We start from the raw sequence: 24,483 nt of genomic DNA, 5'->3' as shown, positions 1-24,483 counted from the left end.
GAAGCATGTCCTCGCGCGCTCGTCCCACCCTCCCCCGCGTCACCCTCGGCCTCGCCGGAGCCGGCGCCCTGGCGCTGATCCTCACGGGCTGCGTGCCGAACACCCCCGCGTCCTCCTCCTCCGTCGCGCTCGACGTCGCGATCAGGGACGACGCCTGCGAGGTGTCGACGGCGACCGCCGAGGCGGGAGCGGTGACGTTCTCACTGACCAACGGCGGCTCGGACGTCAACGAGTTCGAGATCCTGGCCGAGGACAAGCTGCGGATCGTGGGCGAGAAGGAGAACGTGACCCCGGGCCAGAGCGTCTCCTACGTCGCTCAGCTCGAGCCGGGCACCTACTACACCGCCTGCAAGTTCCAGCAGGTCGGCGCCCCGGTCGGGCTGAGCGAGTTCACCGTGACCGGTGAGGCCACCGCGCAGTCGGCGGACGAGAAGGCGGCGACGGAGGCGGCGGTCACCAACTACGTGGCGTACGTGAAGTCGCAGGTGGGCGAACTGCTCCCCGCGGTGGCCGAGTTCGCCCAGGCCTACGAGGCCGGCGACGACGAGAAGGCGCGCGGCCTCTTCGCGTCGACCCGCGTCTTCTACGAGCGGATCGAGCCGACCGCGGAGGCGTTCGGCGACCTCGACCCGCGCATCGACTACCGCGAGGTCGACGCCGTCGCCGAGGGCCTGGACTGGACCGGCTTCCACCGCATCGAGAAGGACCTGTGGGCCCCCGCGGAGGGTGCGCTCAACTCCGACGGCACGAGCGCGCTCCTCGACTGGGCGCCCTCCACTCCCGAGCAGCGCGCGCAGTTCGGCCAGGGCCTCGTCGACGACGTGCAGAGCCTGGCCGACCTCGTGAACGCGCCCGGCTTCACCGTCTCGGTGGGCGACATCTCCAACGGCGCCATCGGCCTGCTCGACGAGGTCGCGGCCGGCAAGATCACGGGCGAGGAGGACTGGTGGTCGAGCACCGACCTCACCGACTTCGCCGCGAACGTCCAGGGCGCGGAGGTGGCGTTCGGCAACGTCGAGCCGATCGCGACCGCCAGCGGCGACGAGGGCGCCGACCTCACCGGACGGATCACGCAGCGGTTCTCCGAGCTCGACGCTCTGCTCGCGCAGTACGGCTCGATCGACTCCGGCTTCGCCGCGTACTCCACTCTCACCGCGGAGCAGAAGAAGGAGCTCTCGGACGCGGTCAACGCTCTCTCCGAGCCGCTCTCGCAGCTGACCCACACGGTGCTGGGCGTCGAGGAGCCGACCGCATAGTGGACGCCGAGCAGCACGAGGGAGCCCGGCCGACGGAGTCCGAGCAGCCCGCCGACGAACCCCGCCGCCTCTCGCGGCGCGGGCTGCTCGGCCTCGTCTCGGCGGGGACGGCCGGGCTGGCCGCCGGAGTGGGCGGCACGGTGGCCGTCACATCGTCCGCGAGCGCGACGGCCTCCTCCGCCCCGCGCACCGTGCCGTTCTTCGGCGCGAACCAGGCGGGCATCACCACCGCCGCGCAGGACCGGCTGCACTTCGCCGCGTTCGACCTCGCCGCGGGCACCACGCGCGAGGACCTCGTCGAGCTCCTGAAGGACTGGACGCTCGCCGCCTCCCGGATGACCCAGGGCCTCGAGGTCGGCGAGAACGGCGCGGTGGACGGGCCGGACACGGCTCCCCCGGAGGACACCGGAGAGGCGCTCGGGCTCGACGCCGCGTCCCTCACCGTCACGGTCGGCTTCGGACCCACCCTCTTCACGGACGAGTCCGGCGCCGACCGCTTCGGCCTCGCCGACCGCCGGCCTCCGCAGCTGCAGGCCCTGCCCCGCTTCCGCGGCGACGCGCTCGTCCCGTCGGCCGGCGGCGGCGACCTCTGCATCCAGGCCTGCGCCGACGATCCGCAGGTCGCCGTGCACGCCATCCGCAACCTGAGCCGGATCGCGTTCGGCCGGGCCTCGCTCCGCTGGTCGCAGCTCGGCTTCGGCCGCACCTCCTCGACGTCCACCGCCCAGGCGACTCCGCGCAACCTGTTCGGCTTCAAGGACGGCACGGCGAACGTGAAGTCCGAGGAGGCCGACGCCGTCCAGGAGCACGTCTGGGTCCCCTCCTCCGACGGCCCCGCGTGGATGGTCGGCGGCAGCTACCTGGTCGCGCGGAAGATCCGGATGATCATCGAGACGTGGGACCGCAGCCAGTTGGGCGAGCAGGAGCGGGTCATCGGCCGCAGCAAGGGGTCCGGAGCCCCGCTCTCGGGCGGCACGGAGTCCACCGAGCCGGACTTCGCAGCGGCCGGCGCCACCGGTGCCCCGCTGATCGATCAGGAGTCGCACGTGCGCCTCGCGCATCCGAGCGTGAACAACGGAGTGCGGCTCCTGCGCCGCGGCTACAACTTCGTCGACGGCAACGACGAGCTCGGACGCCTGAACGCGGGGCTGTTCTTCCTCTCGTTCCAGCGCTCCCCGGAGCAGTTCGTCACCGTGCAGCGGAACCTCGCGACGGACGCACTGAACGAGTACGTGAAGCACGTCGGCTCGGCCGTGTTCGCGGTGCCGCCCGGTGCTCGCGACGAGACCGACTTCCTCGGCTCCGGCCTCTTCGCCTGATCCCTGAGAGGACCCGCACTCCGTCCCAGGATCCGGCGGGCTCACTCCACGGCGCGCCGAAGCCTCCGCCCGTAGCGTCGTCGGCGATGTCCGGGAACAGTGCGAGAAGCGGCCTGACCAAGCGCGAGCGCCAGGAGCTCGCCCGAGCGCAGGCGCGGGAGCGCCGCGAAGCCGAGAGGCGCCGGCGGCGCCGGAACCGGCTGCTCGGGCAGGGCGGAGCGGTCGTCGGGCTCCTCGCGGTCGTGGCCCTGGTCTGCTGGAACGTCTGGTCGCAGCAGGAGGTCGCGAGCGCCGGCCCGGCGAACATGCTCAGCGACGGCATCGTCCTCGCGGGCGACGGCTCGGCCGTGACGGCGACGACGAGCGCGGCGATCGCTCCGGGAGCATCCCCCGTCCCGACCGATGAGAGCGCCACGCGTGCGGGCGGAGTCGTCGCCGTCGACCTCTACGTCGACTACCTCTGCCCGTACTGCGGGCAGTTCGAGAAGGCGAACGCCGAGCAGCTGCAGTCGTGGCTGACGAAGGGGGCGATCACGCTCGAGATCCACCCGGTGGCGATCCTCGACTCCTCCTCGGCCGGCTCCGAGTACTCCAGCCGGGCCGCGAACGCCGCCGCGTGCGTCGCCGACGAGGATCCGGACCGCTTCCTCGCCGTGAACGCGGCGCTCTTCGCGCAGCAGCCGGCGGAGGGGACGACGGGCCTCGACGACGACGCTCTGCGGGCGCTGGTGACCGGAGCGGGCGTCACCGACGACGACGTCCTCGCCTGCATGACCGGGGGCGAGTTCCGGCCCTGGGTGAAGGCCGCGACCGAGCGGGCCACCTCGCTCCCCCTCGCGAACTCCTCGCTGCCGAAGCTCGAGTCGACGCCCACCGTGCTGGTGAACGGCGAGCAGTACACGGGGAAGCCGGACGACGCGGCGGCGTTCGTCTCCTTCGTCACCTCGACGCTCGAGGCGGAGTCCTCGACCCCCTCTCCCTCTCCGAGTCCGGCGGGCTGATCCGGACCGCGAGGGACGGGATCGGCGCTGCACACTGCAGCACCGGGCGGAGACGACGAGACCGGCCGGAGCATCGCTCCGGCCGGTCTCGTCGTGGGCGGGCGCCGAGGCGCCCGGGGCTCAGCCCTGCTTCTTGAGGCGGCTCGTCATGCGCGCGCGGGCGTTCGCATCGAGCTCCACCTTGCGGATGCGGACGACCTCGGGGGTGACCTCGACGCACTCGTCCTCGCGGGCGAACTCGAGGCACTCCTCGAGCGTCAGCTGACGCGACGGCGTCATCGACTCGAAGGTGTCGGAGGTGGACTGACGCATGTTGGTCAGCTTCTTCTCCTTGGTGATGTTCACGTCCATGTCGTCGTTGCGCGAGTTCTCGCCGATCACCATGCCCTCGTAGACCTCCTCGGTGGGGTTCACGAAGAAGGTCATCCGCTCCTGGAGCGCGATGATGGCGAACGGGGTCACGACGCCGTTGCGGTCCGCGACGATCGACCCGTTGTTGCGGGTGACGATCGCGCCGGCCCACGGCTCGTAGCCGTGCAGGATCGCGTTCGCGATGCCGGTGCCGCGCGTGGTGGTGAGGAACTCGGTGCGGAAGCCGATCAGGCCGCGCGACGGAACGATGAACTCCATGCGGACCCAGCCGGTGCCGTGGTTCGACATGCCGTCCATGCGGCCCTTGCGGGCGGCGAGGAGCTGCGTGATCGCACCGAGGTACTCCTCCGGGGCGTCGATCGTGAGGTGCTCGAAGGGCTCGTGCGTCTTGCCGTCGACCTGGCGGGTGACCACCTGGGGTTTGCCGACGGTCAGCTCGTAGCCCTCGCGGCGCATCTGCTCGACGAGGATGGCCAGCGCGAGCTCGCCGCGGCCCTGGACCTCCCACGAGTCGGGGCGTCCGATGTCGACGATCTTGAGCGACACGTTTCCGATGAGCTCGCGGTCGAGGCGGTCCTTGACCATGCGCGCCGTGAGCTTGTGGCCCTTCACCTTGCCGACGAGCGGCGAGGTGTTGGTGCCGATCGTCATCGAGATCGCCGGGTCGTCGACCGTGATGGCCGGCAGCGGGCGGATGTCCTCGGGGTCGGCGATGGTCTCGCCGATGGTGATCTCGGGGAAGCCCGCGATCGCGACGATGTCGCCGGGGCCCGCGGACTCGGCCGGGTAGCGGTCGAGCGCCTTGGTGATCAGCAGCTCGGTGATGCGCGCGTTGGTGTGGGTGCCGTCGTGGTGGACCCAGGCGACCGTCTGCCCCTTCTTGATCGTGCCGTTGAAGACGCGGAGGAGGGCGAGGCGGCCGAGGAACGGCGACGCGTCGAGGTTGGTGACGTGGGCCTGGAGGGGCGCGTCGTCGTCGTAGGTCGGCGCGGGGATGTGCTTGAGGATCGCCTCGAACAGCGGCTCCAGGTCCTCGGCGTCCGGCAGCGTGCCGTCCTCGGGCTTGTTCGCCGAGGCGCGGCCGGCCTTGCCGGAGGCGTAGACCACGGGGACGTCGAGGATCGCGTCGAGGTCGAGGTCCGGCACGTCGTCGGCCATGTCGGAGGCGAGGCCGAGGAGCAGGTCCTGGCTCTCGGCGACGACCTCGTCGATGCGCGCGTCGGGGCGGTCGGTCTTGTTGACCAGGAGGATGACGGGGAGCTTCGCCTCGAGCGCCTTGCGCAGCACGAAGCGGGTCTGGGGCAGCGGGCCCTCGGACGCGTCGACGAGGAGGCAGACGCCGTCGACCATCGACAGGCCGCGCTCGACCTCGCCGCCGAAGTCGGCGTGGCCCGGGGTGTCGATGACGTTGATGGTGATGGGACCGTCGCTCGCGTGCTTGCCGCTGTACGAGACAGCGGTGTTCTTCGCGAGGATCGTGATGCCCTTCTCGCGCTCGAGCTCGTTGGAGTCCATCGCGCGCTCGTCCACGTGGGCGTGCGCGTCGAAGGAGTTCGTCTGCTTGAGCATGGCGTCGACCAGCGTGGTCTTGCCATGGTCGACGTGGGCGACGATCGCGACGTTGCGCAGGTCGGAGCGGGTGGCACTTGCCATGGATACGGACTCGTCTCGTGTTCTCGTGCAAAAGGGGGACCATCCATCGTACCGCAGCGAGGCGTCCGCACGGCGAAGGGCCCCGGATCCCCGCTCCGGAGGGCTCCGAGGAGCGCTCCAGGCGGGGCCGGGGCCCTGGTGACGGTCGGTCAGACCGCGAACTCGATGCCGGCGCCGGGGATGGCGTCGAGCAGCTCGCGGGTGTACTCCTGCTGCGGCGAGTCGAACACGGTGTCCGTCGGGGCGTGCTCGACGATCCTGCCCTTCTGCATCACGCAGACGTCGTCGGCGATCACGCGGACCACCGCCAGGTCGTGCGTGATGAACAGGTAGGTCAGCCCGAGCTCGGCCTGCAGGTCGGCGAGGAGGCGGAGGATCTGCGCCTGGACGAGGACGTCCAGAGCCGACACGGCCTCGTCGAGCACCACGATCTCCGGCTTCAGCGCGAGCGCGCGGGCGATCGCCACGCGCTGGCGCTGGCCGCCGGAGAGCTCGTTCGGGTACCGGCTCGCGATCACGCGCGGGAGGGACACCTGGTCGAGCAGCTCGAGGACGCGCTCGCGCTGCGACGTCCGGTCGCCGACCTTGTGCACTCGCAGCGGCTCCGAGATGGTGTTGCCGATGTTGTGCAGCGGGTCGAGCGAGCCGTACGGGTCCTGGAACACCGGCTGCATGGAGCGCCGGAGCGCCAGCATGTCGCGGCCCTTGAGCTTCTCGGTCCGGCGACCGGCGATCGAGATCGCTCCGGACGTCGCCGTCTCGAGGCCCAGCACCAGGCGGGCGATCGTCGACTTGCCCGATCCGGACTCGCCCACGAGCGCCGTGGTGGTGCCCTTCGGGATCGAGAACGACACGTTGTCGACGGCGGTGAAGTCCTCGGCCTTCAGGCCGCCGCGGCGGATCTTGAAGACCTTCGTGAGGCCGTCGACCTCGATCATCGGGGCGCCCGAGGCGACCGCGCCGGCGTGGTGCGCGGCGCCCGCGCCGACCAGGTCGACCTCGCGCACGGCCTCCGACTCGCCGGAGACCGACTCCACGGCCCGGCCGGCCGTCGACTGGATGCGGCGCGACGCGAGGCTGGGCGCCGCCGCGATCAGGCGCTGCGTGTAGGGGTGCTGCGGGTTCTGCAGCACCTCCACCGAGGCGCCGGACTCGACGATGCGGCCCTTGTACATGACGATGAGCTTCTCGGCGCGCTCGGCGGCGAGGCCCAGGTCGTGCGTGATGAAGAGCAGCGCGGTGCCGTCGGTCTTCGTCAGCGTCTCGAGGTGGTCGAGGATCCGGCGCTGGACCGTGACGTCGAGCGCCGAGGTGGGCTCGTCGGCGATCAGCAGCTGGGGAGCCGCGGCCAGGCCGATGCCGATCAGCACGCGCTGGCGCATGCCGCCCGAGAACTGGTGCGGGAACTGCTTGAGGCGCTTCTCCGCGTCGGCGAGGCCCGCGTTCTGCAGGACCTCGATCGCCTTGGCGCGCACCTCCTTGCGACCGGTCGCGAGGCCGTTGGCCTTGATGGTCTCCTCGACCTGGAAGCCGACCGACCACACGGGGTTCAGGTTCGACATCGGGTCCTGCGGGACGTAGCCGATCCGGCGGCCGCGGATGTCCTCGAGCTCGGTCCTCGTCGCCTTCGCGAGGTCCTTGCCGTCGAACAGCACGGAGCCGGCGGTGACCTGGCCGGTGCCGGGGAGCAGGCCGATGATCGCGGCGGCGGTCGTCGACTTGCCGGAGCCCGACTCCCCCACGATCGCGACGGTCTGGCCGTGCTCGATCGTGAGGCTCACGCCGCGGAGGGCGGGGACCAGTCCGCTGCCGGTCTGGAAGCCGACCTCGAGGTCGGTGACCTCGAGCAGCGGCCCGTGCGGTGCGTTCGGTGTCGTGGCGGTCATCGGAGGGCCCTCGCCTTCGGGTCGAGCGCGTCGCGGAGCGATTCGCCGAGGAGGATGAAGCTCAGCACCGTGACCGTCAGGGCGATCGACGGGTAGATCAGCGTCTGCGGGTTGGTGCGCAGATCGCGCTGGGCCTGGCTGATGTCGTTGCCCCACGACATGACCGAGCCGGGAAGGCCGACGCCGAGGAACGACAGCGTCGCCTCCGCGGTGATGGCCGCGCCGAGCGAGATCGTCGTGACGACGATGACGGGAGCGATCGAGTTCGGCAGCACGTGCCGGAACAGGATCGCCATGCGGGAGAGGCCGGTCGCGGTGGCGGCGCCGACGAAGTCGGCCTGCTTCACGCGGAGGACCTCGGAGCGCAGGACGCGCGCCGTCGTCGGCCAGGCGAACGCGCCGATCGCCAGGGCGATGACGAACACGTTCCGGTAGGCCGAGAAGACGGACATGATGACGACCGCGGCGAGGATGTAGGGGATCGAGAAGAAGATGTCGCCGAGGCGCATGATCACGGTGTCGACCCAGCCGCCGAAGAAGCCGGCCAGAGCGCCGCCGATGACGCCGGAGACCGTCGTGATCACGATCACGATGAGGCCGACGGTCAGCGACGTGGACGTGCCGTGGATGATCCGCGAGAAGACGTCGCACCCCTGCTTGGTGTAGCCGAGCAGGCTGCCGTCGCCGGGGCCCTGGTTGCTGAACGAGAGCGCGCACTGGCGGGGGTCCACCGAGGTGAACAGGCCCGGGAACAGCGCGACGGCGATGATGACGAGGATCAGGACGCCCGAGATCCAGAACATGGGCCGCTTGCGCAGGTCGCGCCACGCGTCGGTCCAGAGGTTGCTGGGCTTCTCGTCGAGGCTGACGGCGTCGACCGACGCGATCGGCGTCTCCTCGAGCGGGGCCACGAAGTGGTCGATGCGGCGGGCCTTCTGCGCGCCGCCGGTGGACTCATTTGGCATAGCGGATCCTCGGGTCGAGTACGGCGTAGAGCAGGTCGACGAGGATGTTCACCACGAGGTAGAACAGCACCATGACCGTGACGAAGGAGACGACGGTCGGCCGCTCACCTCGGATGATCGCCTGATAGAGCGTGTTCCCGACTCCGGGAACGTTGAAGATGCCCTCGGTCACGGTCGCGCCGACGATCAGGAGGCCGAAGTCGGCTCCGAACTGCGTCGTGACCGGGATGAGCGAGTTGCGCAGGACGTGCACGGGGATGACGCGGCGTCGCGAGAGCCCCTTGCTGTACGCGGTGCGGACGAAGTCCGAGCCGGCCGTCTCGATGACCGAGCCGCGCGTGAGGCGGATGGCCGAGGCGACCACGAAGAGGGCGAGCACGATCGCGGGCAGCAGCAGCCTCTGGAACGACGCGTCGGCTCCGACGGTCGGAGGGAACCATCCCAGCTGGATCGCGAAGAAGGACTGCGCGATGAAGCAGAGCACGAAGATCGGCACCGACACGAGCAGGAGGCTGACGACCAGCGCGCTCGCGTCGAAGAAGCTGCCCTTGCGCAGACCGCTGATGAGACCGATGGTCAGCGCGACGACGATCTCGATGACGATCGCCATCATGGCGAGCGTCAGGGTGACCGGGAAGGTGCGGGCGAGGATCTCGTTGACGGACTGGCCGGAGAACGAGATGCCGAAGTCGCCGCGGACGACGCCTCCCAGGTAGTACAGGTACTGGACGAAGAAGGGCTCGTTCAGGTGGTACTGCTCCTCGAGGCGGGCGAGGAGTGCGGGGCTCGGCGTCTTGTCGCCGAAGAGCGACAGGAGCGGGTTCCCCGGCATGGAGAAGACCATGAAGTAGATGAGGAACGTGGTGCCGATGAGCACGGGGACGGCTTGCAGGATGCGTCGGACGATGTAGGCGAGCATGTCAGCCCAGCCGGTTCCGGAGTCGCATGGATGGGGACCTCATTCGATTGTGACCGAAACAGGGCGCTCCGCCCGTGCCGTGACCTGGTGGCCGACGGCACGGGCGAAGCGCCCCAGTGGTTCGAGCTTAGTTCTTGGTGATCTCGTAGTAGAGCGGCACCGAGTTCCAGCCGAACTCGACGTTCGACACGCCCTCGCCGTAGCCGCCGGTCACGTTCGCGTACCATAGGGGCAGCGACGGGAGGTCCTTCAGGAGGATCTCCTGGGCCTGCTGGAACGTCGTGTTCGCAGCGTCGGCGTCGGCGTCCGACAGGCCCTGCTGGAGCAGGGTGTCGAACTCGGGGTTCGAGTAGTCGCCGTCGTTGGACGAGGCGCCGGTCACGTAGAGCGGTCCGAGGAAGTTGTAGAGGCTCGGGTAGTCGGCCTGCCATCCGGTCCGGAACGCGGTCTCGATCGAGCGGTCGACGATCTTGGTGCGCGCCTCGGCGAAGGTCGGGTACGCGTCGCCCTCGGCGTCGATGCCCAACGTGTTCTTGATCGAGTTGGTCACCGCGTCGACCCAGCCCTGGTGGCCGCCGTCGGCGTTGTAGGCGATCTTGAAGGTGCCGTCCCAGGGGCTGATCGCGTCGGCCTGAGCCCACAGCGCCTTGGCCTCGTCGGGGTTGTACTCGAGCACGTCGGCGCCGGAGAGGGCGTCGCTGTAGCCGTCGATCACCGGGGAGGTGAAGTCGGAGGCCGGGGTGCGGGTGCCCTCGAAGATCACGTCGGTGATCTCCTTGCGGTCGAAGGACATCGAGATCGCCTGGCGGCGGAGCTGGCCCTCCTCGCCGTCGAAGTGCGGGAGACGGCCCGGGATGGTGAAGGACTGGAACACGGCCGAGGGCTGGTTCACGGCGCGGTCGCCGAGGTCGCTCTCGAAGGTGCCGAAGGCGGAGTCCGGGATCTGGTCGATCACGTCGACGTTGCCGCCGAGGAGGTCGGCGTAGGAGGCGTCCTGGGTGGCGTAGAAGACGATCTTCAGGCCGCCGTTCTGGGCCTCGCGGGGGCCGGTGTACTCGTCGTTCTTGACGAGCTCGATCTGGACGTCGTGCTGCCACGCGTCGTCGCCGTCGAGCTTGTACGGGCCGTTGCCGATCGGGTTCTCACCGAAGGCGGCCATGTCGTCGAACGCGGCGGCGGGCAGCGGGTAGTACGCCGAGTAGCCGAGGCTGATCGGGAAGTCCGACTGCGGGGACTTGAGCGCGACGGTGAAGGTGGTGTCGTCCACGGCCTTGAGGCCGGTGAGCTCGCTGTCCTCGGTGTCGCTGAAGCCCTCGAAGTTCGAGAAGAACGACGCGCTGAGCTGGTTGTTCGACAGCTTGGCGCCGTAGTTCCAGGCGTCGATGAACGAGCTGGAGGTGACCGGGTCGCCGTTCGTGAAGGTCAGGCCCGACTTGATTTTGATCGTGTAGTTCTGCGCGTCGTCCGACTCGATGGACTCGGCGACGTCGTTCTCGGGGGCGCCCTTGGCGTCGTAGTAGACCAGGCCCGCGAAGATCTCGTCGAGGATCTTGCCGCCGCCCACCTCGTTGGTGTTCGTCGGGATCAGCGGGTTCTGCGGCTCGGAGCCGTTGGTGGAGATGATCGCGGCGGCGTCGCCTCCCGATGCACCTCCGCCCGAGTCGTTCGAGCTGCTGCAGCCGGCCAGGACCAGCGTGCTCGCGGCGACGAGCGCCAGAGCCCCGAATCCGTAACGTCTGATGTTCACTATTCCTCCAGTGATGTGGGGGCGCGCGAGAAGTGGTTTCCCTGACGCGTGGAGTGCCGTGCGCGTGGCGACGGCGGCGGCGCACGAGACTGGTGGCCGTCGCGCGGATGCCTTCAACGAGACTATGTATTCGCCCGCTATCTGCACAAAAGCATGTGGCAACCGTTACACAGCGGTAACCGGGAGGTGGAATCCTTGCGCTGTTCTGCACGAAACGTGCGTACCGGGCGGCCGTCGCGCAACACATCGACTTCAGAGGAGACGCACGGAGTGTCCACCGACCTGTCAGGATCCGCGCCCGGACGGCGCCGGATCCGCATCGAGATCCTGCTGGTCCTCGGGCTCTCGCTGGGCGCCTCCGCGGTCTACTCGGTGGTCTCCATCGCCAACCGGCTCACCCGCTCGACCGCACTGGCCGACCAGACCGCGACGATCAACGGCGCCCTCAGCGACCGCCCGGGCTTCGACCTCGTCTACCAGCTGCTCGCGCTCTTCTTCGACCTGGTGCCGGTGGCCCTCTGCGCGTTCCTGCTCTGGCAGAGCTCGGGCCGTCCGCTCGGGCGCCTGGGGCTCGACCTGCGCCGGCCGTTCGCGGACCTGGGGACCGGGACCGTCCTCGCGGTGGCGATCGGCGCGCCGGGCATCGCGCTGTACGCCCTCGGACGCGCGCTGGGCATCACCGTGGCGGTGGTGGCCTCGCCGCTGGACGCGTACTGGTGGACGGTGCCGGTGCTCGTGCTCTCCGCGATCCGGGCGGGAGTGCAGGAGGAGGTCGTCGTGATCGGGTACCTCTTCGCCCGCCTGGGCGATCTGGGCTGGGGGCGGTGGCGGATCCTGGTGACCAGTGCGCTGCTCCGGGGCAGCTACCACCTGTACCAGGGCATCGGGCCCTTCATCGGGAACGTGGTCATGGGCCTGGTGTTCGGACTGTTCTACCAGCGCTTCGGCCGCACCCTGCCCCTGGTGATCGCCCACTCGATCATCGACATCGTCTCGTTCGTCGGGTACCCGCTGGCCGTCGCCCTCTGGCCCGAGCTGTTCGCGCCGCCGGCTCCGCGGACGTGACGTCGGACCGATCGCATCCGAGGAGCCGCAGGACCGCGCCGCGGCTCTCCACTGCCGCGGCGTGACGCCCGCACGGTGGAGCTGCTCGCTCGTCGCGACTCCGTCGAGCCCTGCCGGCACCTCCACCACGCGTTCCACACGGTCGGGCTCCCTCGTGCATCGGAGTCGCCGTGCGCCGTTCCCCCCGGATCGGGAGAACTGCGCCCCACTCCGCGCCTGTGCGGGACCGACGGTGTCCGCAGCCGAGGGTGGGAGATGACAGGACGGGCTCGAGGCTCCGTTCCTGCTCTCTCACCCTCGGTTGCGGACGAGCGCGTGCGGGCGGATCAGGCGAAGGCCTCGATGGGCGGGCAGGCGCAGACGAGGTTGCGGTCGCCGTAGGCCTGGTCGATCCGGCGGACCGGCGGCCAGTACTTGCCGCGCACCAGCGAGCGGACCGGGTAGACGGCCTGCTCGCGGCTGTAGGGGTGCGTCCACTCCTCGGCCGTCAGGCACTCGGCGGTGTGCGGGGCGCCGCGCAGCGGGTTGTCGTCCACCGGCCACTCCCCCGCACCGACGCGGTCGGCCTCCGCCCGGATCCCGATCATCGCGTCGATGAAGCGGTCGATCTCGGCGAGGTCCTCGCTCTCCGTCGGCTCGACCATCAGGGTCCCGGCGACGGGGAAGCTCATGGTCGGGGCGTGGAAGCCGTAGTCGACGAGGCGCTTGGCGACGTCGTCCACGGTCACTCCGGTCGCCGCCGTCAGCGGACGGATGTCGAGGATGCACTCGTGGGCGACGAGCCCGTTGTCCCCCGTGTAGAGCACCGGGTAGTGCTCGCGGAGGCGCGCGGCGACGTAGTTGGCCGAGAGGACGGCCGCCCCGGTCGCGGCACGCAGGCCCTCCTCGCCCATCATCCGGGCGTACGCCCACGAGATCGGCAGGATGCCGGGGCTGCCGTAGGGAGCTGCCGACACCGGTGCGCCGCCGTGGACGATCCGCTCGCCCTGCGTGCCCACGCCGTGCTCGAGCCGCTGCGCGAGCGGGTGGCCGGGCAGGAACGGCGCGAGGTGCGCCTTCGCGGCGACGGGACCGACGCCGGGACCGCCTCCGCCGTGCGGGATGCAGAACGTCTTGTGCAGGTTGAGGTGCGAGACGTCGCCGCCGAAGTCTCCGAAGCGGGCGAAGCCGAGGAGCGCGTTGAGGTTCGCGCCGTCCACGTACACCTGTCCGCCGGCCTCGTGGACGAGGCGGCAGATCTCGGCGACCTCGTGCTCGTAGACGCCGTGGGTCGACGGGTAGGTGATCATCAGCGCGGCGAGGGAGCCCGCGTGCTCGGCGATCTTCGCCCGGAGGTCGTCCAGGTCGACGTTGCCGAGCTCGTCGCAGGCCACGACGACGACGCGCATGCCGGCGAGGACCGCGCTCGCGGCGTTGGTGCCGTGAGCGCTCGAGGGGATCAGGCAGACCGTGCGGTCCTCGTCGCCGTTCGACCGGTGCCAGCCGCGGATCGCCAGCAGGCCCGCGAGCTCGCCCTGCGAGCCGGCGTTGGGCTGGAGCGACACGGAGTCGTAGCCGGTGAGGTGGGCGAGCCACCCCTCCAGCTGGTCGATCAGCGCCAGGGAGCCCTGCACGTCCGCCTCGGGGGCGAACGGGTGCAGGTCCGCGAACTGGGGCCAGCTGACCGCCTCCATCTCGGTGGCGGCGTTGAGCTTCATGGTGCAGGAGCCGAGCGGGATCATGCCGCGGTCCAGCGCGTAGTCCGAGTCGGCGAGGCGCTTGAGGTAGCGCATCATCGAGGTCTCGCTGTGGTGGCTGCTGAAGACCGGGTGCACGAGGAACGGCGTGCGGCGGTCGAGCTCGGCGGGGATGCTCCGCGCGGAGCCGCTGAGGAAGCCGAACGACGAGTCCAGCTGCCCGACGGCGGTCGCGACGGCGATCACCTCGAGGTCGGTGACCGTCTCGTCGATCGACACCGAGACCGTGTCGGCGTCGACCAGGCGCACGTCGAAGCCGGCCTGGCGGGCGCGGGCGACCGCCGCCTCCGCGCCGCCGGGCACGACGACCGAGACGGTGTCGAAGAAGTCGGCGTGCCGGAGGGAGTGGCCCCGGTCGAGGAGGAGGCGCGCGAGGAGCGCGGCCCGGCCGTGCACGCGCTCGGCGATCGCGGCGAGCCCGTCCGGCCCGTGGTAGACCGCGTACATCGCCGCCATGACCGCCAGGAGGACCTGCGCGGTGCAGATGTTCGAGGTCGCCTTCTCGCGGCGGATGTGCTGCTCGCGGGCCTGGAGGGACAGGCGGTAGGCGGGGTGGCCGTCCGCGTCCTGGCTGACGCCGACGAGGCGGCCGGGCAGCTGGCGCTCGAGTCCCTTGCGGACGGCGAGGTAGCCGGCGTGCGGTCCTCCGAAGCCCAGCGGGACGCCGAAGCGCTGCGTGGTGCCGACCGCGACGTCCGCGCCGAGCTCGCCCGGCGAGCGCACCAGGGTCAGCGCGAGCAGGTCGGCGGCGACGACGGCCAGGCCGCCGTGGGCCTTCACCGCGGCGAGCACCGCCGACGGGTCCCAGAGGTGCCCGGACGCACCGGGGTACTGCACGAGGGCGCCGAAGCACTCCGGCACCTCCTCCGCGGCGGTGCGCGAGAGCGGGAGCTCGACGATGCGGATGCCGACGGCCTCCGCGCGGCCGCGCAGCAGCGCGAGGGTCTGCGGGAGAGCGTCGGAGTCGACGACGAAGACGTCGGTGCGCGCCTTCGAGGCGCGGCGCGCGAGCAGCATCGCCTCGACGACGGCCGTGCCCTCGTCGAGCATCGACGCGCCGGCCGTGTCGAGGCCGGTGAGGTCGGAGACCATCGTCTGGAAGTTGATCAGCGCCTCCAGGCGCCCCTGCGAGATCTCGGGCTGGTACGGCGTGTAGGCCGTGTACCAGCTGGGGTTCTCGAGCACGTTGCGCTTGATCACGGCGGGGGTGTGCGTGCCGTAGTAGCCGAGGCCGATCATCGGCCGACGCACCGTGTTCCTCGCGGCGAGGGCGCGCAGCTCGGCGAGCGCCTCCGTCTCGGTGGCCGGAGCGGGCAGCACCTGCGGGAGGTCGCGGACGTGGATCGACTCGGGGACGGCGGCGGTGACGAGCTCCTCCACGGAGTCGTACCCGAGAGTAGCGAGCATGGTGCGCTGCGCGTCGGCGTCGGTCCCGATGTGGCGGGACTCGAAGGCGCCGGGGGTCCTGGTGGCCGCCATCTACTCGCCGACCAGCTCGGTGTAGGCGGCGGAGTCGAGGAGGCCGTCGGGCAGGGCGTCGAAGCGGACCCGGATCAGCCACCCCTCGCCGAACGGGTCGGAGTTGACGAGCTCGGGGCTGTCGACGACGGCCGTGTTGGCCTCGAGGACCTCGCCGTCGACGGGGGCGAACAGCTCGCCCACCGACTTGGTCGACTCGATCTCGCCGACGACGCTGCCGCCCTCGACGCGGGCTCCCGCCTCGGGGAGCTCGACGAAGACGACGTCGCCCAGCTTGTCCGCGGCGTAGGCGGTGATGCCGACGGTCGCGACCTCTCCGTCGACCCGGATCCACTCGTGGTCGGAGGTGTACTGCAGCTCGGTGGGCACGGCCATGTCAGTTCTTCTTTCTCGAGTAGAAGGGGAGCTCGGTGACGGTCATCGGGAGGCGCGTGCCGCGGATGTCGACGGCGAGCGCCGTCCCGGGCTGCGCGGAGGCGGGGGCGACGTAGGCCATCGCGATCGGGACGCCCAGGGTCGGCGAGAGGACGCCGCTGGTGACCACTCCGACCTCGTCGTCGCCGGAGAGGACGGTGTAGTCGGCGCGGGCGGCGCGGCGGCCCTCGCCGACGAGCCCGACGAGCACGGGAGCGTCTCCGGAGGGACCCTCCTCGCTGGCCGCGCGGCCGACGAAGTCGATCGGCTTCCCGAAGGCGACGACGCGGCCGAGGCCGGCCTGTGCGGGGAAGACGTCGCGGGAGAGTTCGTGGCCGTAGAGCGGCATGCCCGCCTCGAGGCGGAGGGTGTCGCGGGCGGCGAGGCCGGCGGGGACGAGGCCCGCTCCGGCGCCGGTCTCGGCGAGAGCCTGCCAGAGCGTGGGAGCGGAGTCGGGCGAGACGTAGATCTCGAAGCCGTCCTCGCCTGTGTACCCGGTGCGCGCGATCAGGATCGGGTGCGCCTCGAAGGTCGCGGGCACGGCGCGGTAGTAGCGCAGCTCCGCGAGCAGGCGGGCGGCGTCGTCCGTGTCGAGCACCGACTCCGCTCCCCGCTCGGTCTCGACGGCGAGGCCCTGGACGTTCTGCAGGATCTCGAGCGAGCGCGGGCCCTGCAGCGCGATGAGGGCGACGTCGTCGCTCTCGTCGAACAGCTCGCACTCGAACATCGCGGTGCGGTCGCGGAGCGTCTCGACGACGATGTGCCGGTTGGCCGCGTTCGCGACGACCATGAAGCGGTCCTCGCCCGTGCGGTAGACGACGAGGTCGTCGATCACGCCGCCCGTGCGCTCCAGGAGAAGGGTGTACTTCGCGCGGCCGGCGGCGACGGCCGAGATGTCGCTCGCCAGCGCGTAGTCGAGGGCGTCGACCGCCTCGGGGCCGACGACGAGGATCTCGGCCATGTGCGAGAGGTCGAAGAGGCCGGCGGCGGTGCGCACGGCGTGGTGCTCGGCGAGATCGCCGGAGTAGCGAACCGGCATCTGCCACCCGGCGAAGTCGGTGAAGGACGCGCCGGCGGCGACGTGCACCTCGTGCAGGGGCGAGTAGCGGGCTTCGGGGCTGGTCGTCGGGGTCTCGGACATGAGTTCTCCATTTCGTCGCAGTGCTGGACTCGCGCCGCGTTCGCGGCAGAGCACAGCAGTGCCGTGGGAACTCCCCCTCTGTCGTGGAGCCTGAGAGATTCGCGCCGCCCCGAGGGGTCGAGCGCTTTCACCATGGGCGGATCCGAGCGGATCGCTTTCCAGAGTGGCCAGTTCGACGCGGTACAAGACCTGAGAGATTGGCGGGGAGGCTTGCTCCTTCGGTGCCGACCGGAGTCGGCTCTCCCGCGTCGCGTATTGCGGCCCGGTATTCGGTTGTGCGGTCAGCCTAGCGGGCGGGGCGGGCCCGTAGCGGCGTGTCGCTTCTCCCGCTAGGTGTTCAGGTGTTGGTGACACTAAGGTGATCCCAGCACTTACAGTCGGTGCGACTCTTAGTAGGGGGCATCGGATGCCGCACGTGCAGCTCGCCGTGTCGACGGTGATCTTCGCCCTGCGGCCGCACCCGGAGACCGGAGCGAGCACCGTCTGGATCCCCGTCGTCCGGCGCATCCGCGAGCCGTTCGAGGGACTCTGGGCACTGCCCGGCGGACCGCTGCATCCGGACGAGGACCTCGCCGAGTCGGCCCGCCGCACTCTCCGCGAGACCACGGGCCTGGCTCCGCGCTACCTCGAGCAGCTCTACGCCGTCGGCGGCACCGACCGCTCCCCCGGCGAGGACCGCGTCGTGTCGATCGTCTACTGGGCGCTCGTGCGCTCCGCCGAGGCCGACGAGGCCATCGTGGGAGAGAACGTCGCCTGGCTCTGCACCGATCTGCCGCTCGAGCTCGCCTTCGACCACGGACTGATCGTCGACTACGCCCTCTGGCGCCTGCGCAACAAGATGGAGTACTCCCGCATCGCGCAGGCCTTCCTCGGCGGCGCCTTCACCCTGTCCCAGCTGCGGGAGGTCCACGAGGCCGTACTGCAGAAGCCCCTCGACCCGGCCAACTTCCGCCGGACGATCGAGAGCTCCGGCACCGTGGTGCCCACCGGGGAGCGCCTGACGGGCACCCGCCACCGTCCCCCGCGCCTCTACCGCTACGACGAGTCGGCGGCGCTCGTCGACCACGGCCCGCTGCCCGTCTGAGCGCGCCGCCCGACTCCCCCACCCGCCTCACGAGGAGAACACCGTGACATCCGTCGACAGCACCATCCGGCTCATCGAGGGCGGCTCCGCGCCCGGCGCCACCTGCGCGCCCGAGCTCGCGGAGGCCCCCTGGTCGTTCGACCTCGGCCTGCCCGCCTACGGGCCCGGCGCCTCCCAGGCCGACCCGATCCCGGCCGACGCCCCGGTCCAGGGACGTCTGCCGGAGGAGTACACGACGGCGAGCGCCGACGAGCTGCACCACCGCATCCTCGCGGCGAAGGAGACGCTCGGCGAGCGGGTCGTCGTGCTCGGGCACTTCTACCAGCGGGACGAGGTGGTGCAGTACGCCGACTACGTGGGCGACTCGTTCCAGCTGGCGAAGGCGGCGACGAGCCGGCCCGACGCCGAGGCGATCGTCTTCTGCGGCGTGCACTTCATGGCGGAGACGGCCGACATCCTCTCCGGTCCGGGGCAGGCCGTGATCCTCCCGAACCTGGCGGCCGGCTGCTCGATGGCGGACATGGCCGACATCGACTCTGTCGAGGACGCGTGGGCCGAGCTCACCGAGCTCTACGGCACCGAGCCGGACGCCGACGGCCGCGTGCCGCTCGTCCCGGTCACGTACATGAACTCCTCCGCCGCGCTGAAGGCGTTCTGCGGCCGCAACGGAGGCGTGGTCTGCACCTCCTCGAACGCGGCGACCGTGCTCGAGGACGCGTTCGCGCGCGGGCAGCGGGTGCTGTTCTTCCCCGACCAGCACCTCGGCCGCAACACCGCCAAGGCGATGGGCGTGCCGCTGGAGCGGATGCCGATGTGGAACCCGCGGAAGCCGCAGGGCGGCTCCGACACCGCGACGCTCCTGGACGCGCAGGTGATCCTCTGGCACGGCTTCTGCTCGGTGCACAAGCGCTTCACGACGGCCCAGATCGCGAAGGCGCGCGCCGAGCACCCGGGCGTGCGCGTGATCGTGCACCCGGAGTGCCCGATGGCGGTCGTCGACGCGGCCGACGAGTACGGCTCGACCGACTACATCGTGAAGGCGATCCAGGCGGCACCCGCGGGATCGACCTTCGCGATCGGCACCGAGATCAACCTGGTGCAGCGCCTCGCCGTCCAGTACCCGCAGCACACGATCTTCTGCCTCGACGACGTGGTCTGCCCCTGCTCGACCATGTACCGCATCCACCCCGGCTACCTCGCCTGGGTGCTCGAGGGACTGGTCGCGGGGACGGTGCTCAATCGCATCGAGGTCGCGGAGTCGGTGCAGGCCGAGGCGCGCATCGCCCTCGAGCGGATGCTCGCGGCCGTTCCGCCCGCCGGGCCGGCGACGGTCTGACATGGCGCGGGTCGTCGTCGTCGGCAGCGGCATCGCCGGGCTGGTCGCCGCGCTGACGGCGCAGCACCGCCACGAGGTGCTGCTCGTCACCAAGGGCGCGCTGGCGGAGTCGTCGACGCGCGCCGCGCAGGGCGGGATCGCCGCGGTCACGGCGCCGGGCGACTCCGTGGCGCTGCACGTGGAGGACACGCTCACCGCCGGTGCGGGCCTCGCCGTGCGCTCGGCGGTCGAGGTGCTCTGCGCCGAGGGGCCGGAGGCGGTCGCGGTGCTGCAGGAGTGGGGCGTCGGCTTCGACCGCGAGGGCGGCGAGCTGGCGCGGGGACTCGAGGGCGCCCACTCGCGTCCGCGGATCCTGCACGCCGGCGGCGACGCGACGGGCGCCGCGATCGAGGCCGCTCTCGTGGCGGCGGTGCGGGCCTCGTCCGTCGAGGTGCGCGAGCACGCCGCCCTGGTCGACCTGGTGCGGGAGGGCGGCTCGGTCACGGGCGCCGACGTGCTGCACGACGGCGTGCTCGAGCGCCTGGCGGCTGACGCGGTCGTGCTGGCCACCGGAGGCGCCGGGCAGCTCTACCGGCACACCACCAATCCGTCCGTCGCGACCGGGGACGGGCTCGCCGCCGCCCTGCGGGCGGGAGCGGAGACGGCGGACCTGGAGTTCTACCAGTTCCACCCGACCACGCTCGCGCTGCCGGGCGGCTTCCTCGTCTCGGAGGCGGTGCGCGGCGAGGGCGCGGTGCTGCGCGACGCCGCCGGCGAGCGGTTCCTGGCCGGGGTGCACCCCGAGGCCGAGCTGGCGCCGCGCGACGTCGTGGCGCGCGCGATCGCGGAGCGGATGCGGCTGCAGGGCGGACTGCCCGTGCACCTGGACGCCCGGGCGATCGACCCCGAGGTGCTGGCGAAGAGGTTCCCGACGATCTCGGCGGCCTGCCGCGAGAACGGGCTCTCGCTCGCCGACGACCTGCTGCCCGTGACTCCGGCCGCGCACTACTGGATGGGCGGGATCGCGACCGACCTGGACGGGCGCACCAGCCTCCCCGGGCTGCTCGCAGTGGGCGAGGTCGCCCGCACCGGCGTCCACGGCGCGAACCGCCTCGCCTCCAACAGCCTGCTCGAGGGCGTCGTGTTCGCGCGCCGCGCGGCGCTCGCCCTCGACTCCCTCTCCTGGAGCGGCGGCCCGGTCGCCCCTCCCCGCGCCGTCGTCCCGATGACGCTCGACCGCACCGCTCTCCAGGACGCGATGTGGGCGGGAGCCGGCCTCTCCCGGGACGCGGCGGGGCTCACAGCGGCGCGCGGCGCGCTCGTCGCCTCCGCCTCGCCCGCTCCGCTCGGACTGAGGACGCTCGAGGACGCGAACCTGCTGACCTGCGCCCTCGCTCTCATCGACGCCGCGCTCGCGCGCACGCACTCCGTCGGCGCCCACCACCGCACCGACTCCCCCGACCCCGCGACGGCGAGCGCCGCCGCCCCCACCAGAGAGGCGGCCCTTCCGTGCTGACCCGCCAGAGCATCGACCGCGTCGTCACCCTCGCCCTCGAGGAGGACGCGCCCTGGGGCGACCTGACCTCCGACACCCTCCTCCCCGCGGACGCCACCGCGAGCGCCGCCCTCGTGGCCCGCGAGCCCGGCGTCTTCAGCGGCGGCGCCGTCCTCGTCGGTACGATGCGGCAGGTCGACTCCCGGATCCGCTGCTCGGTGCTCGTGGAGGACGGCGCGGTCTTCGAGGCCGGGCAGACCCTCGCCCGGATCGAGGGCCCCGCGGGCGGCGTGCTCCGCGGCGAGCGCGTCGCGCTCAACCTCGTGCAGCGGATGAGCGGCATCGCCACCCTGACGGCGCAGTACGTCGCCGCGGTGGAGGGGACGCGCGCCCGCATCGTCGACACCCGCAAGACCACGCCGGGTCTGCGTGCGCTCGAGAGGCACGCCGTCCGCAGCGGCGGCGGCCGCAACCACCGCTTCTCGCTCTCGGACGCGGTGCTGGCGAAGGACAACCACCTCGCGGTGCTCGCCGCGCGCGGGATCGACCTGACCGCGGCCCTGCGGGCGGCGCGCGCCTCGATCCCGCACACGGCGCACCTCGAGGTCGAGGTCGACCGGCTCGACCAGATCGAGCCCGCGCTGGCGGGAGGCGCGGACACGATCATGCTCGACAACTTCACCCCCGAACTGCTCCGCCAGGGCGTCGCCCTCATCGGAGGGCGGGCCGTGGTCGAGGCGAGCGGCGGCGTCGACCTCTCGACCGTGCGCGCGATCGCGGAGGCGGGGGTCGACGTGATCTCCGTCGGCGCGCTCACCCACAGCGTCCGCTCGCTCGACCTCGGCCTGGACATCGCGGTCGAGTGATCTACCTCGACCACGCCGCGACCTCGCCCGTGCGCCGCGAGGTGCTGGAGGCCATGTGGCCGTTCCTCACCGCCGAGTACGGCAATCCGTCGAGCAGCCACTCGCTCGGCGACGCCGCGGCGCGCGCGCTGGAGGCGGCGCGCGCTCACGTGGCCCGCTTCCTCGGCGGCCGCGCCTCCGAGACGCTCTTCACCTCCGGCGGCACGGAGTCGATCAACACGGCGGTCAAGGGCCTCGCGCTGGGATCGCCGCGCGGACGGCACCTGGTGATCTCGGCGCTCGAGCACGAGGCGACCGTCGAGTCGGCCGACCACCTCCGGCGCCTGCACGGCTTCGAGGTGTCGACGGCCCCCGTCGACGCGACCGGCCTGCTCGACCTCGACGCGCTCGCCGCGCTGGTCCGGCCGGACACCGCACTGGTCTCGGTGCTCGCGGCGAGCAACGAGATCGGGACGGTGCAGGACGTTCCGGCGATCGCGGCGCTCTGCCGATCGCGCGGCGTGCCGCTGCACGTGGACGCCGTCCAGGCCGCCGGCTGGCTGGACGTCGCGGGCTGGGGCGCCGACGCGGTCTCGGTCTCGGGGCACAAGCTCGGGGCGCCGAAGGGCGTGGGGGCGCTGCTGCTGCGCAGCCGGCTCCCGTTCGAGCCCCTGCTGCACGGCGGCGGCCAGGAGCGGGAGCGGCGCTCGGGCACCGAGAACGTGGCCTTCGCGGTCGCGCTCGGCACCGCGGTGCGCCTGCTCGATCCGGACCGCGCGGCACGGGTCGGAGCGGTCCGGGACGCGTTCGCCGAGCGGGTCGCGGCCCTGGCGCCCCGGGCCGTGCCGCTGGGCTCCGCGGCGCACCGGCTCCCCTCGATCGCGGCGTACGCCGTCCCCGGACGCAGCGGCGAGTCGACGCTCCTCGAGCTGGAGGAGCGCGGCGTCGTCGTCTCGAGCGGCTCGGCGTGCGCCGCCGGGCGCGACGAGCCCTCGCCCGCGCTGCTGGCCCTCGGCCTCGACCCCGACGTCGCCCGGACCGCCGTGCGGTTCAGCTTCGGCGAGGGCGCCACGCTCGAGGAGGCCGAGGCCGCGTCCTCCGCGCTCTCCGCGGTCCTCACCTGAGACCTCTCGCAGCGGATCCCCGTCGATCGGGAATGTCCGGGGCGTCCGCCGCTGTTCTCCCTCCGTACCCCGCATCCGCGCCCGCGAGTCGAGCCGTCGATGCGCCCCTCACACCGATCCCCTCACGACCGGAGAACACCTGTGACCGAGCGCAGCACCCTTCCCGCCGCGCGGCCCGCCGCACCCGCCGCCGCCACGACCCTCGAGCCGCGCAGCCGCCTGGTCATCAGCCTCCTGCTGGTGTCGGCGTTCGTCGTGATCCTCAACGAGACGATCATGAGCGTGGCGCTGCCCGACCTCATGCGCGACTTCGACGTCGAGGCGCACGTGGGCCAGTGGCTCTCGACCGCCTTCATGCTCACGATGGCCGTCGTCATCCCGATCACGGGCTACCTGATCCAGCGGCTGCACACCCGCACGCTCTTCGCCGCCGCGATGATCCTCTTCAGCCTCGGCACGCTCACCGCCGCGCTCGCCCCGACCTTCGCGGTCCTCCTGGCGGCCCGCGTGGTGCAGGCCGGCGGCACGGCCATCATGATGCCGCTGCTGATGACGACCGTGATGACGCTGGTGCCCCCGGCGATCCGCGGCCGGATGATGGGCAACATCTCGATCGTCATCTCGGTGGCTCCGGCCGTCGGACCGACGATCTCGGGCGTCATCCTCAACTTCCTCGGCTGGCGCTGGATGTTCTGGATCGTGCTGCCGATCGCGATCGGCGCGCTGCTCCTGGGCCTGCGCAAGGTCGAGAACGTCACCGAGCCCCGCTCCATCCCGATCGACTCGCTCTCGGTCGTCCTCTCGGTCTTCGGCTTCGGCGGCCTCGTCTACGGCCTGTCGAGCCTCGGCGAGGGCGGAGCCGCGGTCGTCGCGCCGTGGATCCCGTTCGTCGTCGCGGGTCTCGGCCTCGCGGGCTTCATCGCGCGCCAGCTGCTGCTGCAGCGCACCGACCGGGCCCTGCTGGACCTCCGGACCTTCTCCTCCGCGAACTTCACCATCGTCATCGCGATGATGGCGGTCAGCATGTCGGCGCTCTTCGGCACGCTGATCCTGCTGCCCCTCTACACGCAGAACGTGCTGGGCCTCACTCCGCTGGAGACCGGGCTGCTCCTGCTCCCCGGCGGCCTGCTGATGGGCCTGCTCGCGCCGTTCGTCGGCCGCGGCTACGACCGCTTCGGCCCGCGCGTGCTGCTCGTGCCCGGCTCGATCGTCGTCGCCGGCGCACTGTGGGGGTACACCCTGCTCGCGGCGGACTCGTCGCCCTGGTTCGTCCTCTCGCTGCACGTCACCCTCAGCCTGGGCCTCGCCTTCGTCTTCACGCCGCTGTTCACCGCCGGCCTCGGCTCGGTGCGCCCCTCGCTCTACTCCCACGGCAGCGCCATCATCGGCACCGTGCAGCAGCTGGGCGGCGCGGCCGGCACGGCGCTGTTCGTCACCGTGCTCTCGATCCGGTCGGCGGAGCTCGCGCAGGGCGGCGCCGACGAGGTCGCCTCCTACGCCGGCGGCATCCACTCCGCGTTCCTGTGGGGCGCGTCGATCGCGACGGTCGCGATCGTGGCCGCGTTCTTCGTCCGCCGCCCGGCGGAGTCGGACGCGCCGCTCCCGATGGCGCACTGAGCCGGGCGGGCCGACCCCGCCTGTTCACCTCCGCGTCACCCCGCCTCCCT

At 71.6% G+C, this 24,483-nt stretch carries 18 protein-coding genes and 1 riboswitch; of the genes, 10 read left to right on the top strand and 8 right to left on the bottom strand.

Annotated features, from left to right (window positions below; all coding sequences use genetic code 11):
• The first annotated feature begins 5 nt into the window (after positions 1–5).
• The 3 genes from efeO (at position 6) to C5C50_RS00775 (ending at position 3,576) form a co-directional block, all read left to right on the top strand.
• A complete protein-coding gene (efeO, locus tag C5C50_RS00785; protein ID WP_104272626.1) occupies positions 6–1,256 on the top strand; it encodes an iron uptake system protein EfeO in 1,251 nt (416 codons plus the stop codon).
• Positions 1,256–2,575 (top strand): iron uptake transporter deferrochelatase/peroxidase subunit, encoded by a 1,320-nt coding sequence (gene efeB, locus C5C50_RS00780; protein ID WP_104225546.1) that lies wholly within the window; start codon positions 1,256–1,258, stop codon positions 2,573–2,575. Before efeO ends, efeB begins: the two co-directional genes overlap by 1 nt.
• Before the next feature lie 86 nt (positions 2,576–2,661).
• On the top strand, positions 2,662–3,576 hold the full coding sequence (locus C5C50_RS00775; RefSeq protein WP_104222979.1) for a thioredoxin domain-containing protein: 915 nt from the start codon (positions 2,662–2,664) through the stop codon (positions 3,574–3,576).
• A 120-nt stretch (positions 3,577–3,696) separates the two neighbouring features.
• Here the strand turns inward: C5C50_RS00775 and typA are convergent, their stop codons facing one another.
• The 5 genes from typA to C5C50_RS00750 all read right to left on the bottom strand — a co-directional run bounded on the left by typA (position 3,697) and on the right by C5C50_RS00750 (position 11,118).
• A complete protein-coding gene (gene typA, locus C5C50_RS00770; protein WP_104222978.1) occupies positions 3,697–5,601 on the bottom strand; it encodes a translational GTPase TypA in 1,905 nt (634 codons plus the stop codon).
• A gap of 149 nt (positions 5,602–5,750) precedes the next feature.
• Complete coding sequence (locus tag C5C50_RS00765; RefSeq protein WP_104260189.1) at positions 5,751–7,487, bottom strand: ABC transporter ATP-binding protein; 1,737 nt, start codon at positions 7,485–7,487, stop codon at positions 5,751–5,753.
• Positions 7,484–8,452, bottom strand: coding sequence for an ABC transporter permease (locus tag C5C50_RS00760; RefSeq protein WP_104222976.1), 969 nt, complete (start codon positions 8,450–8,452; stop codon positions 7,484–7,486). The genes C5C50_RS00765 and C5C50_RS00760 overlap by 4 nt, the downstream gene beginning before the upstream one ends.
• A complete protein-coding gene (locus tag C5C50_RS00755) occupies positions 8,442–9,371 on the bottom strand; it encodes an ABC transporter permease (RefSeq protein ID WP_104222975.1) in 930 nt (309 codons plus the stop codon). The genes C5C50_RS00760 and C5C50_RS00755 overlap by 11 nt, the downstream gene beginning before the upstream one ends.
• Positions 9,372–9,498: 127 nt before the next feature.
• Complete coding sequence (locus C5C50_RS00750; protein WP_104260131.1) at positions 9,499–11,118, bottom strand: ABC transporter substrate-binding protein; 1,620 nt, start codon at positions 11,116–11,118, stop codon at positions 9,499–9,501.
• Positions 11,119–11,388: 270 nt separating this feature from the next.
• Here C5C50_RS00750 and C5C50_RS00745 point away from each other — a divergent pair, with 270 nt between their 5' ends.
• Entirely contained in the window at positions 11,389–12,183 is a 795-nt protein-coding gene (locus C5C50_RS00745) for a CPBP family intramembrane glutamic endopeptidase (RefSeq protein ID WP_258067583.1), read from the top strand.
• A 326-nt stretch (positions 12,184–12,509) separates the two neighbouring features.
• On the opposite strand, the gene gcvP is transcribed toward C5C50_RS00745, so the two are convergent.
• From gcvP to gcvT, 3 genes are read right to left on the bottom strand one after another with little or no spacing between them, the layout of a single operon-like run.
• Positions 12,510–15,398, bottom strand: coding sequence for an aminomethyl-transferring glycine dehydrogenase (gcvP, locus tag C5C50_RS00740; RefSeq protein WP_104272624.1), 2,889 nt, complete (start codon positions 15,396–15,398; stop codon positions 12,510–12,512).
• Entirely contained in the window at positions 15,399–15,773 is a 375-nt protein-coding gene (gcvH, locus tag C5C50_RS00735; RefSeq protein ID WP_104237541.1) for a glycine cleavage system protein GcvH, read from the bottom strand.
• A gap of 1 nt (position 15,774) precedes the next feature.
• Positions 15,775–16,953 (bottom strand): glycine cleavage system aminomethyltransferase GcvT, encoded by a 1,179-nt coding sequence (gcvT, locus tag C5C50_RS00730; protein ID WP_104222970.1) that lies wholly within the window; start codon positions 16,951–16,953, stop codon positions 15,775–15,777.
• Between the two features lie 168 nt (positions 16,954–17,121).
• Positions 17,122–17,209, bottom strand: a riboswitch (glycine riboswitch).
• A gap of 150 nt (positions 17,210–17,359) precedes the next feature.
• On the opposite strand from gcvT, the gene C5C50_RS00725 reads away from it, so the two are divergent.
• The 6 genes from C5C50_RS00725 to C5C50_RS00700 all read left to right on the top strand — a co-directional run bounded on the left by C5C50_RS00725 (position 17,360) and on the right by C5C50_RS00700 (position 24,433).
• A complete protein-coding gene (locus C5C50_RS00725) occupies positions 17,360–18,037 on the top strand; it encodes an NUDIX domain-containing protein (RefSeq protein ID WP_104272623.1) in 678 nt (225 codons plus the stop codon).
• A gap of 43 nt (positions 18,038–18,080) precedes the next feature.
• Positions 18,081–19,373: a quinolinate synthase NadA gene (gene nadA, locus C5C50_RS00720; RefSeq protein WP_104272622.1), complete on the top strand. Its 1,293-nt coding sequence runs from the start codon at positions 18,081–18,083 to the stop codon at positions 19,371–19,373.
• Position 19,374: 1 nt separating this feature from the next.
• On the top strand, positions 19,375–20,868 hold the full coding sequence (nadB, locus tag C5C50_RS00715; protein ID WP_104272621.1) for an L-aspartate oxidase: 1,494 nt from the start codon (positions 19,375–19,377) through the stop codon (positions 20,866–20,868).
• Entirely contained in the window at positions 20,862–21,713 is an 852-nt protein-coding gene (nadC, locus tag C5C50_RS00710; RefSeq protein WP_104266935.1) for a carboxylating nicotinate-nucleotide diphosphorylase, read from the top strand. The genes nadB and nadC overlap by 7 nt, the downstream gene beginning before the upstream one ends.
• The gene (locus C5C50_RS00705; protein ID WP_104272620.1) at positions 21,710–22,816 is read left to right on the top strand and encodes a cysteine desulfurase family protein; all 1,107 of its coding nucleotides are present in this window, start codon (positions 21,710–21,712) and stop codon (positions 22,814–22,816) included. The genes nadC and C5C50_RS00705 overlap by 4 nt, the downstream gene beginning before the upstream one ends.
• 99 nt (positions 22,817–22,915) lie before the next feature.
• The gene (locus C5C50_RS00700) at positions 22,916–24,433 is read left to right on the top strand and encodes a DHA2 family efflux MFS transporter permease subunit (RefSeq protein WP_104255091.1); all 1,518 of its coding nucleotides are present in this window, start codon (positions 22,916–22,918) and stop codon (positions 24,431–24,433) included.
• The last annotated feature ends 50 nt before the right edge of the window (positions 24,434–24,483 follow it).

Origin of the sequence: Rathayibacter sp. AY1D9, assembly GCF_002932395.1 — a bacterium.
Taxonomy (GTDB): Bacteria; Actinomycetota; Actinomycetes; order Actinomycetales; family Microbacteriaceae; genus Rathayibacter.
This window is presented reverse-complemented; position numbering and strand designations above follow the sequence as displayed.

What these genes read in the sequence shown, in the direction of transcription:
- C5C50_RS00775 (WP_104222979.1), top strand. Translation starts at nt 2,662, where the DNA reads ATGTCCGGGAACAGTGCGAGAAGCGGCCTGACCAAGCGCGAGCGCCAG.
- C5C50_RS00760 (WP_104222976.1), bottom strand. Translation starts at nt 8,452, where the DNA reads ATGCCAAATGAGTCCACCGGCGGCGCGCAGAAGGCCCGCCGCATCGAC.
- gcvH (WP_104237541.1), bottom strand. Translation starts at nt 15,773, where the DNA reads ATGGCCGTGCCCACCGAGCTGCAGTACACCTCCGACCACGAGTGGATC.
- C5C50_RS00700 (WP_104255091.1), top strand. Translation starts at nt 22,916, where the DNA reads ATGCGCCCCTCACACCGATCCCCTCACGACCGGAGAACACCTGTGACC.
- efeO (WP_104272626.1), top strand. Translation starts at nt 6, where the DNA reads ATGTCCTCGCGCGCTCGTCCCACCCTCCCCCGCGTCACCCTCGGCCTC.
- gcvP (WP_104272624.1), bottom strand. Translation starts at nt 15,398, where the DNA reads ATGGCGGCCACCAGGACCCCCGGCGCCTTCGAGTCCCGCCACATCGGG.
- typA (WP_104222978.1), bottom strand. Translation starts at nt 5,601, where the DNA reads ATGGCAAGTGCCACCCGCTCCGACCTGCGCAACGTCGCGATCGTCGCC.
- nadB (WP_104272621.1), top strand. Translation starts at nt 19,375, where the DNA reads ATGGCGCGGGTCGTCGTCGTCGGCAGCGGCATCGCCGGGCTGGTCGCC.
- gcvT (WP_104222970.1), bottom strand. Translation starts at nt 16,953, where the DNA reads ATGTCCGAGACCCCGACGACCAGCCCCGAAGCCCGCTACTCGCCCCTG.
- C5C50_RS00765 (WP_104260189.1), bottom strand. Translation starts at nt 7,487, where the DNA reads ATGACCGCCACGACACCGAACGCACCGCACGGGCCGCTGCTCGAGGTC.
- C5C50_RS00755 (WP_104222975.1), bottom strand. Translation starts at nt 9,371, where the DNA reads ATGCTCGCCTACATCGTCCGACGCATCCTGCAAGCCGTCCCCGTGCTC.
- C5C50_RS00725 (WP_104272623.1), top strand. Translation starts at nt 17,360, where the DNA reads ATGCCGCACGTGCAGCTCGCCGTGTCGACGGTGATCTTCGCCCTGCGG.